Genomic DNA, 14,350 nt, shown 5'->3' with positions numbered 1-14,350 from the left:
ATCAGCCGCCGATGCCTACCTAAAAATGGTCGTGGAGGTATCGGAGGTGGAAGTGGAAGTATCGCCCGCGTTGAAATAACCGGTGTTATACGCTTCGGTTTTTGGTTCCGTCGGCGCCGGCGCCATGTCCGCTTCGCGCCACGGCACTTCATAGATGCGCACGGGATTGCGGATGCCTTTCACTTTCTCCGGCGGCAACGGCAGGCAGGAAAGCGCGAGGGTGGCATCGTCCTGAATAATTTCCGCAAGCGTCGCTTCACTGATGATGACGCGCGCGCGTCCCGAAACCGTTTCCAAACGGCTGGCCAAATTCACTTCCCGGCCGAACACGGTATAATTGACGCGCTCATCCGAACCCATCAATCCAACCGTCACCGAGCCGGTGTTGATGCCGGTTCCGACGACTAAAATCGGCAGCAGCGGCACGAGCGGTTTGCCTTCGGCGGCAAGCATGAAATTGTGGCCTTCGCGCTGGCGATTTTCGGCTTCGCGTTCCTGGTTCAAACGATAGACGGCACGTTGCGTATCCACCGCCGCGCGGACGCAATGCAGCGCGTGATGCTGGTCCTGCACCGGCGCGCCCCAGAATGCCATGACGCAGTCGCCAATGAATTTATCCACCGTGCCGCCGTGTTTGAGCACCACGTCGGCGATGACTTTGAGATACAGATTGACGGTCGCCAGAGTTTCGCGGGCCTGAGCGTCCTCGATCTCCTCGGCGGCGTCTCCCGTAAGTTTATTGTCCCGAATATAGTCGGCAGCCTTGTCGCGATTGACGTCGGTCATTTCCGTGAAACCGCGAATATCACTGAAGAAAACGGTGACGGTGCGCTTGGCGCCTTCGAGTGAAAGCTTTTCAGTCTTGAGCAATTCGGTGACGACATCCGGCGAAACCACTTTCGTGAAAACCGAACGAACGCGGCGCCGCTCGGCTTGCTCGAACAAAACCAAATAACCGAGCAAGGAGAAGTGGGTCACCAATAGCGACCCCATCAGTGGAAGCACCAACGGCACCCAATAGCGAAATTGCACATAAGCAAAAACCGCGAGCAAAAGATAAAATACGATGCAAAGAAATATCCACGCCGTTGCCACGAGAATTTGACCGCGATGACTCCACGTCAACTGCGCCGCAAGAATTCCCATGACAATAATCAGGAACATGTCTATCGGCAGGGAACTTTTGTGAATGAATCGCCCGGTCAGGATGGAGTTTGCCACGTTCCAATGTTCGCTGACGAGCAGCGTGTCTTTTTCCAGCGGCGTGGGGCCGTGGTCGGTGAGGTCGTTGCCGGTGGCGCTGGAACCGATCATCACGAGTTTGCCCCGCCAGTCCTTGGTCCGTTTGTATTTGGCGTAGCGGTTGGTATCACCCGACATTCGCTCCTGGTCGCGGCCAAGCAGGGCCTCAAATGATTCCTTCGTGAGGCGGTTGTCGTTCAACACGGGAAGGCACCAGTCAATGTAAAAATAGCCATCCTTGTCCACCGGCAAAATCCGCTTCACACCGTTCGTTCCGGAAAATGTGATTTTGCCACCCGGAAGGTCCACTTTTGCCTGGTCGAGATCCAAACCCAATTCGTGAGCGGCGAGAACGATTCCCATGGTCCAGCGGCGCTCGGAGGTGAATGCCTTTTGATAGCGGGGACCTCTGAATAAATTAGTTTTGTTTCCGACAAAATCGGTAAGATCAATGTTCCCATCACCATACAGGGGCACCGGGGGAAGTTCATCCCCACCCGCGCGGGGCAGGATTATTTTATTGCTCTCCACGATTGCCTGGCTGAGATTCACGCCAAATTCGGGATCATCTTCCAGCGCTTGAAGCACGCGATTCCATTTGTGATAGACGTGAAAGGCCCGGACCCGGCGCAGTATCCCGTCGGCGTCCTGTTCGGCAGAAATATCACCTAAAGCGAGGGCATTGGTGCGAAACAGCGGCGGGGGAATGACTTTCTCAGTCGAGGCGATCACCACGTTGCTCGCGAGTTTCATCTGCAACGCCAGATAGGCATCAGAACCCAGTTCCGTGCCATCGGCCATAAAGACCGGCGCATGGTCAGGCCGCAGCCCGCCAAACAGGATGTCGAATGCAACGACCGAGGCTCCCTCCCGCTGCAACTCACGGATCACACGGCCATAAATATGGCGCGGCCAATATAAACCATATTTTTGGCCCAAAAAACCGTTATTAATCAAATCAATCGTATCATCATCAATGTAAACGAAGCCGAGTTGGGAGGAAACAACGGGAGAATGCCTGGCGGCCAGACGAACGCGCCAATCAAAGGTCATCCGCTCAAGCCGTTCGATAAAATCATGGCGGATGGATTGTGCTACGCAAGTGAAAGCAATTACCACCGCGGCGATCCAGACGGGGGCATGTTTGAGAACGCCAATCTTCACTTTATAAAAGTAAACAAAAAGACCAGAGCAACACAAGGCCGCTCTGGTCTTTTAAAGATCAACTATCTTTGGCCCAATCCTAGTCGGGCGAAATGTGAATCAACGTGCCGTTCGGCGTATAACTAATTGTAGGGCCCCCGGTCGGAGCAGGAACACCAGGTTCGCCCGCGATCAAGTTAGCCAATTCCGTAGGAGGAATGGTTTGCACGGTGCCAGTTCCGCCAGCAACGCTCGGAGGCGTGAAGGATTGTCCGGCAGAGACAGTCTGAGTCATCACAGCGCCCGTCGGAGAGACGTAGGTGATGATCACCTGACCGGTCAAGACCCAGACGGAACCGTCAGAGTTCAGGATGTAGCTCGTGCCGCGAATACCAGCGACGCCGTTCGGAAGTTTCACTTCATAACGGGAAGCAGCAGAGAGTTTTTTGACGTTGCCGAAGATTTTGCCAGCGCGAAGATCCAACTGGGTTTCGGAAACTTCATCCATGCCAGTCTTGTCGAGCGTCATCTTATCAACCGCCAGAACCGAGCTTGCATCAATGCGCACGATGTTGGCCTTGGGGCCGCTGTCGCCACTGCCAGCTCCGCCAGTGCTGATTGGCGAAGGACGAGACGTGCCAATGGTGGCACCCTCTTGAGCATCACCCATGACGATGTCCACACTGGATTTTTCCGCGGTTTGAATCACGGAACCGGGCTTGAGCACATCGCCCAGCTTCAACGGCGACCACGTCTTGTTGTTGTCCGTAGAGTAACGCGCCTGGCCATCCAAACGGACGACGGTGGCGTATTGAGGGACGTTTTCGGCGTTGGCGCAGGCCGCCAAGGCGACCATTGCCAGCGCAACAGCGCCGGCGAGCAGTTTGTGGGTAAAAGAGTTAGTTTTTGTCATAGTTGATCCTGGCGTTTTCAGGTTGTAATTCTCGCATACTACGTATGTTAAAGGTTTAGCTTCCCATCCAAGGGATGTCAACCGAATAATATCAAAAATCTTACGGTTTTCTCACCGGCGCCGCAACTTAATTTTCAGGCCTAAATCACGGCCTTTTATACATTTCCGCGTTTTCCTCCATGCGGCGTTCGAGGATTGGCAGGTATTCGTAAGTCATTTTGTTTTCGGTTTGGGAGGGGTTCAACTGCCGCGAACGCCAAAACCAGGTCCGCGCCGCCGCCAGATCGCCCGTCTGCGAATAATGCCAGCCGATATTCGCAATCGTGAAAAATCCATTCGGATCCAGGTCCATGGCGCGCTTATAATAGACGTTCGAATCTTCTTTCGCCCCGGCATCCGCCCCGCCGATCCAATCCAGGCACATCCCATAGTTGAGCCAGTTGTATTGGTCGTAAGGATCGAGTTTCATTCCCCGCTGATACCAACCCATCGCTTTCTTGGCCAGAACCACGTAATCATCGTCGCCGTTCCAACTCTTCAACCGATAGCATTCGCCGAGTGTGTGGGCCGTCTCGAAATTCATCGGGTCTATGCGATAAGCCTCTTCGTAGGCCTTGATCATCGCGTAGGTGAATTGTTGCGGCGGCTGGCCAAGACGCCGGGCGCGATATAAACTCGCCGTTTCGCGCGCCCCACGCCAGCCGGTCATGCCGAGGTAACCGATGCCCGCCAGCAAAATAATGCTCGCCACGATTTTCAAAATCACACCCGAGCGAAACCAAAACCGTTCAGTCTCGAACCGCCATTGGCTGCTCAACAACGCCATCAATGTGACGGCGAGGATGGCGTTCGCGGGCAGTTGCATGTTGAAATCGAGCAGGGAGTGAAACAGGATTCCCACGAGACCGACCGACGCTCCAATCAGCAGGGCGAATTTATTGCTTTTCTTTCGCGAAAAATCGTCGCGTCCGCCGCGCACCGTGCGCCAGGTCTTGAGAATTCCCCACGCCAATAATATCCACGCCACCGCAACGATGGCTGTGCCAATGATGCCGTAATCCACCAGCGCATTGAGGTAGTCATTATGCACACGGTCGGGACGAAGTTGCACCACCACCGGGCGATACGCGGAAAAGCGGTAGTCGAAATGTCCCGGGCCCACGCCCCATAATAAATTATCGCGCCACATTTCCGCCGCAGATTGCCAAAGCGCCAGGCGCAGGTCATCCGGCTTGCCGCTTTGCACGGTTCGTGCGATGCGCGTATGCACGACCACGCTTGGGATCACAATGGCGGCTCCCACCACCAGCAGTGCGAGCATCACGAAGCCATGCAGGCGAAAATCCCGTTGCGCCAGCAATAGTCCGCACAGCAACATCAACTCCAGCGATGTCGCCAGCCAGCCGCCGCGCGAAAGCGTGACCCCGATTGCCGCTAGCATCACCACCACTGCGTAGCCTAAAAATATTTTCGTCACGTGCCCCAGCCGCCCCATGACCACGTAACAGATGCCGATCGGAAACAGCATTTCCAAAAATCCCGCGAGATGGTTCGGATAAATGAACGTCCCCCTGCCTCGCCCCGCATAACTCGTTTCGACGAAATTCCAGATGCGTTGCGACTTCGTGAAAAATTGAAAGCACGCGTAGGCAGCGATGCACATTCCCAAAAACAAAAGCGTGAGCGCGATGACCTGGGTGGATTCCTGCCGGTGGCAATTATTGACGACGGCGCAGAAAAGAAAACCGTAAACGAGGACGCGCAACAATTCCTGCCGCGCAACATATTCGATGTCCGCCGTGCAGTAGCGCGCAATGGCGTAACCCATGAAGGCGACGACCGCCCCACAAATCGGTGGCCAAAGAAATTGCGGCCGTTCCGCAATCCACACGCGCGCCAGCCACAGCCCGAGCACGCCGATGGTCAAACCTTGCAGGACAAAAAATTGCGCCGCCGCGTGCGCTCCAAAAGCCAGCGGTCCAAACACCAGGATTCCCAGCACGAGCGCAAGAATTCCCTTTTCACACCATCCATCAATCTTTTCGCGATCCAAGAATTAAAAAAGTTGAAAGCCTCCGCTTAAACAACACAGCGCACAGAAATCAACCGTGCGCCTCTCATCATTCCACACTCCGCACCGGTTCAACTCCAGTATTCGCGCGGGTCAGTGATTTTCCCAGTGATCGCGCTCGCGGCCACCGTCGCCGGCGATGCGAGAAACACTTGCGATTCCTTATGCCCCATGCGGCCGGGAAAATTCCGGTTCGTGGCGCTGATGCACTTCATCGGCGAGTTCATGCGGCCGAAAGTATCCACCGGTCCGCCGAGGCACGCCGCGCAACCCGCGTTCTCCGTCATCTGCACGCCCGCTGCCAAAAGAATCTGCCACACGGTTTGGTCGCCCCACTTTGCCGTCTGCAAATCGTGAACGATCTCCGGCGTCGCCGGCACGCCGAACGTATCAATCTTCACGTGCTTGCCGCGCAACACCCGCGCGAACTCCAAAAAGTCGCTCGTCTTGCCGCCGGTGCAGGAACCTATGTAGGCGCGGTCGAGTTTCGTGTCGCCCATTTCCTTCGCCTTCTTGCGCTGGCCCGGATCAGGATGACACGCCACGGTGGGTTCCAGCTTCGACAAATCAACGACCAATTCGTAAACAAACTTCTCGTCCTTGTCGCGAAACACGGGCTCGTAATTCGCCTTCGTCCCGTTCAGTTTGCAGCGATAATCCACCGCCGCCTGCGTCTGCGCATCGAACTCGAACATCGCATTCTTACCGCCCGCTTCGATCGCCATGTTCGCGATGGTCATGCGGTCGTCCATCGAAAGACTATTCACGCCCGCGCCGTCAAATTGCATCGCGCGATACGTCGCGCCGTCAAAACCGATCTCGCCGATGCAATGCAAAATCACATCCTTCGCCATGACGCCCGGCTGCAATTTTCCTTCGAGCCGAAAATGCATCGTCTCCGGCACCTTGAGCAACAACTTCCCCGTGCCCATCACGAAACCCGCGTCCGTATTGCCGATACCCGTGGCGAATTCATTGAACGCCCCCGCCATGCAAGTGTGCGAATCCGTGCCGAACAAAATTTCCCCCGGACGCGTATGGCCTTTTTGCGGCAGCGCCGTGTGACAAACGCCCGCGTAATTCGAGCCGTATTGACGATTCAACATTCCCTTCGCCGGATCAAAAACCCAATGCCCATTCGCGTCATCAATCACGTCGTAAAAATACGGCAACCCCTGTTCCTTCACGAAATCGCGCAGGATATCCACGTTGCGATTCGACTTGGAATCCGCCGTGAAAATATAATGGTCCGGGATGATGACAATTTTCTGCTTGTCCCAAACCTTCGCCGTCTTGCCGAACTCGCGTTTGAAGACGCCGATCGTCCCGGGCCCGCAGACATCATGCGTCATCAACACATCCGCGCTGACCCACACATTATCACCCGCCTCGACCTTCGCCTTGCCGCTGGCACGCGCCATTATTTTTTCCGTCAACGTCATAGTCCGCCAAGCCTAATGCAAAGCCGCCCGGACATCAACAGCCAATCCAATCCCCGCTCTGGATTCCCCCCCTCAAAAAAATGTCCCTCCCCGCCTTTTTCCCCGCCACGCCAGCCACAATCGCGCGCAACCCCGCCACGATCACACGCATTACTCCTCTCCCCGGCGAAAACCACGGCCTCTTCGCGTGGAGCGGAAAAGTGTGCGGCAAGTCACACATATCAACAGAAAGTTTCCTCCGCCAAAGAAAAACCGAGAATAGATCGTCAAAGGGCGCATCTCAGTTTCTTGCAATCTGGAGGGTTGCCGGACATTAACCGGGGATACCATCCCCGAAACGGCGTCCAAACAAAATAATCCGTCCCGGCAGGGACGGCGGACCTCACCAATATGATTTAATGCGTTTGACGCCATAATTTTCCCGCGCCCCTTCAGGGTGCTCCTATTTGTTTGGACCAAACTCCAGACATCGCTCCGTAACGTCACAACGGTGAATTCCAGCGCTTGCTCATCAAAATAGAGAGATGCGCCCATCGTCAAAAAGACTTGCAAATCCCGGGAGCAAAAGCAAAATCACCACCAGAGGTTCGCACTCGTCGTGGGCCAGAAACCAATGGAAAATCCCAGATAAGTTTGTGAGGTTTATGAAATACATCATTCTTGCGTTTTTGATTATTGCATCAACATCAGGATGCAGCACGCCCAATCCAAGCACCAAAGCGACTCAGGCCGCCTACGAACAAGTGAAACCCGGCATGAGCCGGCAGCAAGTCTATGCCTTGCTCGGTCAGCCAAGGTCTGAGCGACCCGAGGGCGATATTGACCATTGCCACACTGCCGTTTGGGGTATTCCGCATGGCAGCCACGGCTGGGGACACTGGACCATTGAGTTTAGCGGCGATACCGTGACCGGGGTGACCAGTGGCTATGTTCACGTGTCCGCGTCAGCTTCCTTGTGAAACTGAAGTTCTGACAGGCGCTGGCTGCGTTGCTTCTCCGTCACAGAACCACCCGCCCACCAGCGACGAAAGAAAACCGTAACCACACCACCACCACACCCACCAACCAATCGCCAAAAAAAATGGGAGGGAGAGCGTACCCGCGAGCCCCAATTCTCCCTACACCCAACGCCCCATAAACCCCACCGCATTTCCCCTCAAGAACCGCAAAGCAGGTTCCGCAACAAAGCCCAGGGTTGCGCCGTCCCCGGCGCTACCCTGGGTCAAAACCAAAAAAAATAAAAACCATATCGAGCAACGCGAGGCGAGCCCAAGCGAGCATCCATCCACAAAAAAATGGGGAGGGAGAGCGTACCCGCGAGCCCCAATTCTCCCCATATCTAACGCCCCATAAACCCTACCGCACTCCCCTCCGAGAACCGCGAAGCAGGTTCCGCAACAAAGCCCAGGGTTGCGCCGTCCTCGGCGCTACCCTGGGTCAAAACCAAAAAAAATAAAAACTATATCGAGCAACGCGAGGCGAGCCCAGGCGAGCATCTCTTAAAAGGGGTCAGGGATAATATTGAGATAATAAATCGCGGGAACCGTCGTGAGACATCGTGCGGGACAACAAGGATCGTCGTAATTTGACTTGCGACAAAAAACCGACACGCTCAAACTGAAAACTGGCTGTCCGATTGCGGGCAGAAACAACGATGAATTGGCGTTGGATAACTGAACGATTACAAATCGGACATTGGCGCACCGCTGCCAATGCCATCCGCTTGGCACAGAAATGAACCTATTCACTTATTCATCCCTGACCCCTTTACGAGTCGAGATTGACCAACTAATATTTTAAGGATGAGGTTATACATTCCAGCAATCATCGCGGTTCTTTCGATATCGGTAATCGCGCGCGGAAATGCTCAAGGCTCATTCCAAAATCTAAATTTTGCCTCAGCGGCAATTCCTCAAGGAACTCCAAACGGCTCGTTTGTTCCAGTTGTAGAAGCCCTTCCTGGCTGGTCAGCATATTTTGGGAGTTCACAACAAAACTCGTTACTCTACAATAATCTTTCCACCGGAAGTGTCGAAGTGGCACTCCTTGACCAAAATAGTCCAGTTGGAGGGGTTATTCCGGGAAATCAGTATACGGTGGTGCTACAAGCCGGTTTGAACGGAGTTAATGGGGCTTCTACCGCCTCTATCGCTCAAACAGGTCTTATACCGAGCGGGAGCCGCTCAATTATCTTCACCGCTGCACCGCCAACGGGGCCAGGATGGTCCGTAATGCTAGGCGGTCAAAATATTCCGGTCGTTCCAGAATCTCAACAGGGAAGTTATGTCGAATACATCGGGGATATTTCTGCTTTTGCAGGTCAAACGGATGAATTGCGATTTACCGCTGACTTTAGTGCAAATAAGCTTGGCGGGATGGTATTGGACAATATTCAATTTTCACCCAATTTAGTTCCTGAGCCAAGCGTTTGGAGCCTGATCTTGTGCGGAACAGCTTTTTTTGGACTCACGCGCAAGAAAGGCGTCCGAGATTGATCAACTAATATTTTAAACATGAAGTTATGTCTTCCAGCAATCATCGGGGTTCTTTCGATTTCTGTAATCGCGCGCGGAAATGCTCAAGGAACATTTATAGACCTTGATTTTGAGCATCCGGTGACACCGTTAAATCCGGTAAATAGCTTAGTTCCGATTGCTGACGCGTTACCAGGCTGGACAGGTGAAAGCGGAACTTTCAATGGAAATGAAGTTGTGTATAATACTGTTAGCCTGGGTGCCGCAGCCATCAGCTTGCAAGGGCCCGGATCGTCTGAACCGATTCTTCAAGGAAGTTATTCAGTAGGACTTCAAGGTTCCTCTGCTAGTGCACCAGAGAGTGCCTCCATCGGCCAATCCGGACAAATTCCATCCGACGTAAAATCTATTATATTTTTTGCTGATTCATTTTCGAGTTTTCAGGTTTCGTTCGCTGGTCAACCGATTTCATTATTCAAGCTTGGTTCGACTGCAAACTACGACGTAGTAGCGGGTGACGTATCTACATTTGCAGGAGATACAGGATTGTTGGCATTTACAGCGCTTCCAAACAATGCTGGCATTCTCGATGATATTCAATTCTCTCCTAATTTAGTTCCTGAGCCAAACATTTGGAGCCTGATCTTGTGCGGAACAGCTTTTTTTGGCGTCAGGCGCCTAAAAAAAGGCTTAGCTTAATCAACTAATATTTTAAGGATGAGGTTATACCTTTCAATAATCATTCTTGTTCTCTTAACGGCTGCGGCGATGTCCGCAAATGCCCAAGGCACATTTAGAAACTTGAACTTCGAGTCAGCCAATGTCGCTGGGGATTCGCGTGTCACGCAAATTCCTATCGTCAATGCATTTCCTGGGTGGAGCGCGACCGAAACGGAGGCTTCTTTTGGAACGCAATCTCTTACGCAGGTTTATTACGATGCCCTAGCTTTGGGCTCCCCGCTCATCGCGGTGAATGATAATGAATTAGGCTCTGGCTCCTTGCCGCCGCCACTTCAAGGCAGCTTCAGCGCCTATATTTCAGGTGGCAATGGTTTTGCTTTTTCCCTCATGCAAACCGGGGTTGTTCCATTTGAAAGCAAGTCTTTATTGGTTGACATTCAAGATGATGCTTTCGGGCTTCAGACGACAATAAACGGCAATCTGATAAATATGGTTCCGCTATATGATAATTCTATCTATACAGTTTATGGGGGAGATATTTCCGCATTTGCGGGAGAACTCGATCAATTGGCCTTTACAGAGCCGGGATTTCCTAGCGGGATCGGTGCAGCAACCATAGACGACATTCAATTTTCACCCAACTTAGTTCCTGAGCCAGGGGTTTGGAGCCTGATCTTGTGCGGAACGGCGTTTTTTGGATTTACGCGCAAGAAAGGCGGCCGAGATTGATCAACTAATATTTTAAGGATGAGGTTATACATTCCAGCAATCATCGCGGTTCTTTCGATATCTATAATCGCGCGCGGAAATGCTCAAGAAGCTTTTCAGAACTTAGATTTTGAAGGAGCGTTTCCTGCAATTCAACCATCCTCGCCGCCAGGGTTTTATTCAACAACAGTCGCCTTTCCGGGGTGGACGATCTATTATGGCAATGAACAGGGACAGAGTGTGCCGCAATCTCAGACTACCTACGAACAGATATCTACGGGAGAAACATACGTCGGTTTATTAGGCACTACCGGCCCCACAATTTTCACCGCGATAAGCGGTCGATTCAGTGCGCTTATACAGGGCGGCGTTACGGCTTCAGACGCATCTATTCGGCAAACCGGCACTATCCCTGCCGGGTCCGAGTCAATTGAATTTGAGAGCAGCCCAATATCAGACGCCGGTTCGTTTTTGCTCTCATTTGAGGGACACGATATTTCTTATTATGCGCTGTCGCAAGGGCCCAATTATACTTTATATGGCGGCGATATTTCAGCGTTTGCCGGCCAAACCGGAGAACTCGAATTTTCAGCGCTTGAAGGACCTAATAATTGGGAGGTTGATTCCATTGTTTTTTCACCCAATTCCGTTCCTGAACCAAGCGTTTGGAGCCTGATCTTGTGCGGAACAGTTTTTTTTGGATTTACACGCCTAAAAGGCGGTGGACCTTGATCAACTAATATTTTATGATGCGGTTATACACTCCAATAATCATTCTTGTTCTTTTGGCGCTTGCAATCACATCCGCAGATGCTCAGGGAACATTCGGTAATCTTGATTTCGAGTCGGCGAATATCCCGTCAGGCACTCCTCCAAATGCAGCCATTTCGTCTTTAAATGCATTTCCAAAGTGGAGCGCAAATTCTATGGTTGGATATGATTTTTTTAGCACCGGCGGAACGGTAATATCCATTGTTGATTCTGCTGTTTCCGGATTTGCTCCTATACAAGGAGACTACAGCGTGTTTTTGTTTGGAGGGGCAGGAGATGTGGCAACCTTAAGTCAAACCGCTATAATTCCAATGGGCAGCCATTCTTTAACTGTGGATTTGACGGGTTCTGGCGTTTCCCTATTAAATATTTCTATTGGCGATCAAACGATTCAAATAGTTCCGCTGGCTACTTTTGCTAATTACACTGAGTACGGAGGTGATATATCAACTTTTGCAGGTCAAGAGCAGCAACTGAGTTTCACGGAGCAGCCCCCTATGGGCGTCCCTCCAAGTGTGTTGGAATTAGATGATGTAGCATTCTCACCCAATTTAGTTCCTGAGCCAACCATTTGGAACCTGATCTTGTGCGGAACAGCTTTTTTTGGACTCACACGCTCCGAACAACCCGATTGCAATTCATAAGCTCCGCTAGGAGCGTCATGTTTATAATATCAAAGCCCAACCACCAAGCTCCATCGGAGCGGCACAAAGTCATTTTAAAGCTCCCTCCGAGAACCGCGAAGCAGGTTCAGCAACAAAGCCCAGAGTTGCGCCGACCCCGGCGCTACCCTGGGTCAAAACCAAAAAAATAAAAACCATATCGAGCACCGCGAGGCGAGCCCAGGCGAGCCCAGGCGAGCATCCATCAGAAAAAAAATGGGAGGGAGAGCGTACCCGCGAGCCCCAATTCTCCCCATATCTAACGCCCCATAAACCCTACCGCACTCCCCTCCGAGAACCGCGAAGCAGGTTCCGCAACAAAGCCCAAGGTTGCGCCGTCCTCGGCGAAACCCTGGGTCAAAACCCCAAAATAAAAACTATATCGAGCACCGCGAGGCGAGCCCAGGCGAGCATCTCATAAAAGGGCTCAGGGATAAATATTGACGTAAATTCATCACTGATCTTCCCGCGAATTAGTGGACAGCGAAGGTGATCCATGCGGTCTCGCGCCGAAATTCAAGACTCAGCCCTTTTCGACCAGTAACCATAAGCCGTCTTAATTTGATCGCGGCAAAACAATAAATCCATCCAATCTTGAGCGGTTTCAAGCCATACGGCTATTGCAGCCGCCTGTTTGGATGAAAAAAGTGAATATAATTTCGCTTGTCCTTCGGCCAAATACTCTTCTTCGGCTTTAGTTAATCCCATCTCTTCATTGGATTCTTCATTCAGCATCAAACCGACCGGAGTTAGCAGCCTAATAACCGCATCGCTATCTTCCGGGTTTGCGTAATTATTGGTATGCGTTTCCAATAAATCTATAAGAACGATAGGAAGGAGCTTTTTAACATCCGAATCTTGTAAACTTATCAGTTGCGATCTGACAATAACACAATCCTGATGCTTCAAATTTATGACCTCGATGGATTCATCAGCAAAAGCGCCGAGTATCAAATCCTTAATTTCCAACTCAGATTTATTCATCGCAAAACAGCTAAATTTCTCCTAATCCTCGAGTTAACCAGCACATCCGCGCGGCGGGCAAGGCATTTGGCTGTTCAGATTAAAGTAGGCGAGTCTCGCTTCCTTGTGCCATGTTTATTGCCGAGAAGGCGTTCCAGTGTTCGATTCTTCGGCATCACGCGCGCTTTGGTTGGTTTGTATTGTCCCATTCACCTTCATGGAGCATGCGATATAGTTCGCCATCCGATTCGTGTCACAAAAAAACCAACGCTCTTTGTAATCATATTTGCGGCCTTCGGCAGGAAAAAAACACGCCCCAAACAGTTTGAAGTCGCCATTTTTTGTATTCGGAAAATCGTTGCCAAAATATAGAATCAAAGTTCCCGAAGAATCTCGGCACAAAAAAGTGCGGTATTCGACCTCGCTGTTATTTAAATAAATTCGTGTAACGGATCGTGGCTGTACCGGGCAATCCATACTTCCCATCTTAACTTCACCTTTACGCAAGCTGTCTAACGCATCGTCGAGAGAATAAAAATTATGCTCATGGATCGACAATCCAAATATAATAACGACTACCAACGACACAAGTACGACTAAAACAAATCGAACGATTTTATAAAGGTCTAACTTCATAAATCAAAACATGATAGTAAAGGATCACCAAGGGCTTAGAGACCATACTGACGTAAATTCATCACTGATGTTCCCCTGAATTAGTGGAAAACGAAGGTAAGGCGGGCAACGCATTTGGCTGTTCAGGTTGAGATAGGCGAACTTGTTTCCTTGGGTCGCACTCATAGCCGATAAGCCTTCCCACCGTTTATTTTTTATTGGCACTAAAATCAATTTGCCCATTTTGGATCACCAGGTGATGCGACAAGAATTGGTGGTTTGGGTAATTTCATTGTCCACGGTTCTAATGTGGTCGTGGAAAAAAACTCCAACTGGTGTCCATTAGAGAGCACAAAACAAGGATCGTTTTTACATCTCTCATGCGTGGTGCAGTCAATGATTTGAATTCCCACTAAAGTTTTGATAGCATTCTCAAAACCCTCATCATCAGAACCGACGATCATTTTTTTTGCGTCAATCAAGCGCCAAGGGACAATAGTATTGAAACCCCAACTGCTTCCCCCAATCGTAAGTTGAGGATCATGCCACTGCACATGTTCGATTTTAAGAGGGCAGGCAGAGACAATATGATTTAACCAAAATGGGTTCATAAAGGCGTCAGTGATGAATATTAACCCAAATCAATCTCCAACAATTTTCCCCAC

General features: G+C 51.3%; 13 protein-coding genes. 6 read left to right on the top strand and 7 right to left on the bottom strand.

The window, feature by feature from the left end; translation table 11 throughout:
* Nucleotides 1-15 precede the first annotated feature (15 nt).
* The 4 genes from VH413_13720 to VH413_13705 all read right to left on the bottom strand — a co-directional run bounded on the left by VH413_13720 (nucleotide 16) and on the right by VH413_13705 (nucleotide 6,811).
* Nucleotides 16-2,406 carry an adenylate/guanylate cyclase domain-containing protein gene (locus VH413_13720; protein HEX3799749.1) on the bottom strand — a complete coding sequence of 797 codons (2,391 nt, stop codon included), beginning with the start codon at nucleotides 2,404-2,406 and terminating at the stop codon, nucleotides 16-18.
* Nucleotides 2,407-2,485: 79 nt separating this feature from the next.
* Nucleotides 2,486-3,298, bottom strand: a complete 813-nt coding sequence (locus tag VH413_13715) for a FecR domain-containing protein (protein ID HEX3799748.1) — start codon at nucleotides 3,296-3,298, stop codon at nucleotides 2,486-2,488.
* Between the two features lie 145 nt (nucleotides 3,299-3,443).
* Entirely contained in the window at nucleotides 3,444-5,351 is a 1,908-nt protein-coding gene (locus VH413_13710) for an O-antigen ligase family protein (protein ID HEX3799747.1), read from the bottom strand.
* An 89-nt stretch (nucleotides 5,352-5,440) separates the two neighbouring features.
* Nucleotides 5,441-6,811: an aconitase family protein gene (locus tag VH413_13705; protein HEX3799746.1), complete on the bottom strand. Its 1,371-nt coding sequence runs from the start codon at nucleotides 6,809-6,811 to the stop codon at nucleotides 5,441-5,443.
* Between the two features lie 644 nt (nucleotides 6,812-7,455).
* On the opposite strand from VH413_13705, the gene bamE reads away from it, so the two are divergent.
* The 6 genes from bamE (at nucleotide 7,456) to VH413_13675 (ending at nucleotide 12,089) form a co-directional block, all read left to right on the top strand.
* A complete protein-coding gene (gene bamE / locus VH413_13700; GenBank protein ID HEX3799745.1) occupies nucleotides 7,456-7,770 on the top strand; it encodes an outer membrane protein assembly factor BamE in 315 nt (104 codons plus the stop codon).
* Between the two features lie 843 nt (nucleotides 7,771-8,613).
* Nucleotides 8,614-9,306 carry a hypothetical protein gene (locus tag VH413_13695; GenBank protein HEX3799744.1) on the top strand — a complete coding sequence of 231 codons (693 nt, stop codon included), beginning with the start codon at nucleotides 8,614-8,616 and terminating at the stop codon, nucleotides 9,304-9,306.
* An 18-nt stretch (nucleotides 9,307-9,324) separates the two neighbouring features.
* Nucleotides 9,325-9,984 carry a hypothetical protein gene (locus tag VH413_13690; GenBank protein ID HEX3799743.1) on the top strand — a complete coding sequence of 220 codons (660 nt, stop codon included), beginning with the start codon at nucleotides 9,325-9,327 and terminating at the stop codon, nucleotides 9,982-9,984.
* Between the two features lie 18 nt (nucleotides 9,985-10,002).
* On the top strand, nucleotides 10,003-10,695 hold the full coding sequence (locus tag VH413_13685) for a hypothetical protein (GenBank protein ID HEX3799742.1): 693 nt from the start codon (nucleotides 10,003-10,005) through the stop codon (nucleotides 10,693-10,695).
* Between the two features lie 18 nt (nucleotides 10,696-10,713).
* Nucleotides 10,714-11,406 carry a hypothetical protein gene (locus VH413_13680; GenBank protein HEX3799741.1) on the top strand — a complete coding sequence of 231 codons (693 nt, stop codon included), beginning with the start codon at nucleotides 10,714-10,716 and terminating at the stop codon, nucleotides 11,404-11,406.
* A 14-nt stretch (nucleotides 11,407-11,420) separates the two neighbouring features.
* Nucleotides 11,421-12,089, top strand: a complete 669-nt coding sequence (locus tag VH413_13675) for a hypothetical protein (GenBank protein ID HEX3799740.1) — start codon at nucleotides 11,421-11,423, stop codon at nucleotides 12,087-12,089.
* A 534-nt stretch (nucleotides 12,090-12,623) separates the two neighbouring features.
* On the opposite strand, the gene VH413_13670 is transcribed toward VH413_13675, so the two are convergent.
* From VH413_13670 to VH413_13660, 3 genes are all read right to left on the bottom strand, one after another.
* Nucleotides 12,624-13,091 (bottom strand): hypothetical protein, encoded by a 468-nt coding sequence (locus VH413_13670; GenBank protein ID HEX3799739.1) that lies wholly within the window; start codon nucleotides 13,089-13,091, stop codon nucleotides 12,624-12,626.
* Nucleotides 13,092-13,205: 114 nt separating this feature from the next.
* Nucleotides 13,206-13,706, bottom strand: coding sequence for a hypothetical protein (locus VH413_13665; protein ID HEX3799738.1), 501 nt, complete (start codon nucleotides 13,704-13,706; stop codon nucleotides 13,206-13,208).
* 209 nt (nucleotides 13,707-13,915) lie between these two features.
* Nucleotides 13,916-14,296 (bottom strand): hypothetical protein, encoded by a 381-nt coding sequence (locus tag VH413_13660; GenBank protein HEX3799737.1) that lies wholly within the window; start codon nucleotides 14,294-14,296, stop codon nucleotides 13,916-13,918.
* Nucleotides 14,297-14,350 lie beyond the last annotated feature (54 nt).

Source organism: Verrucomicrobiia bacterium (assembly GCA_036268055.1).
Taxonomy (GTDB): domain Bacteria; phylum Verrucomicrobiota; class Verrucomicrobiia; order Limisphaerales; family Pedosphaeraceae; genus DATAUW01.
This window is presented reverse-complemented; position numbering and strand designations above follow the sequence as displayed.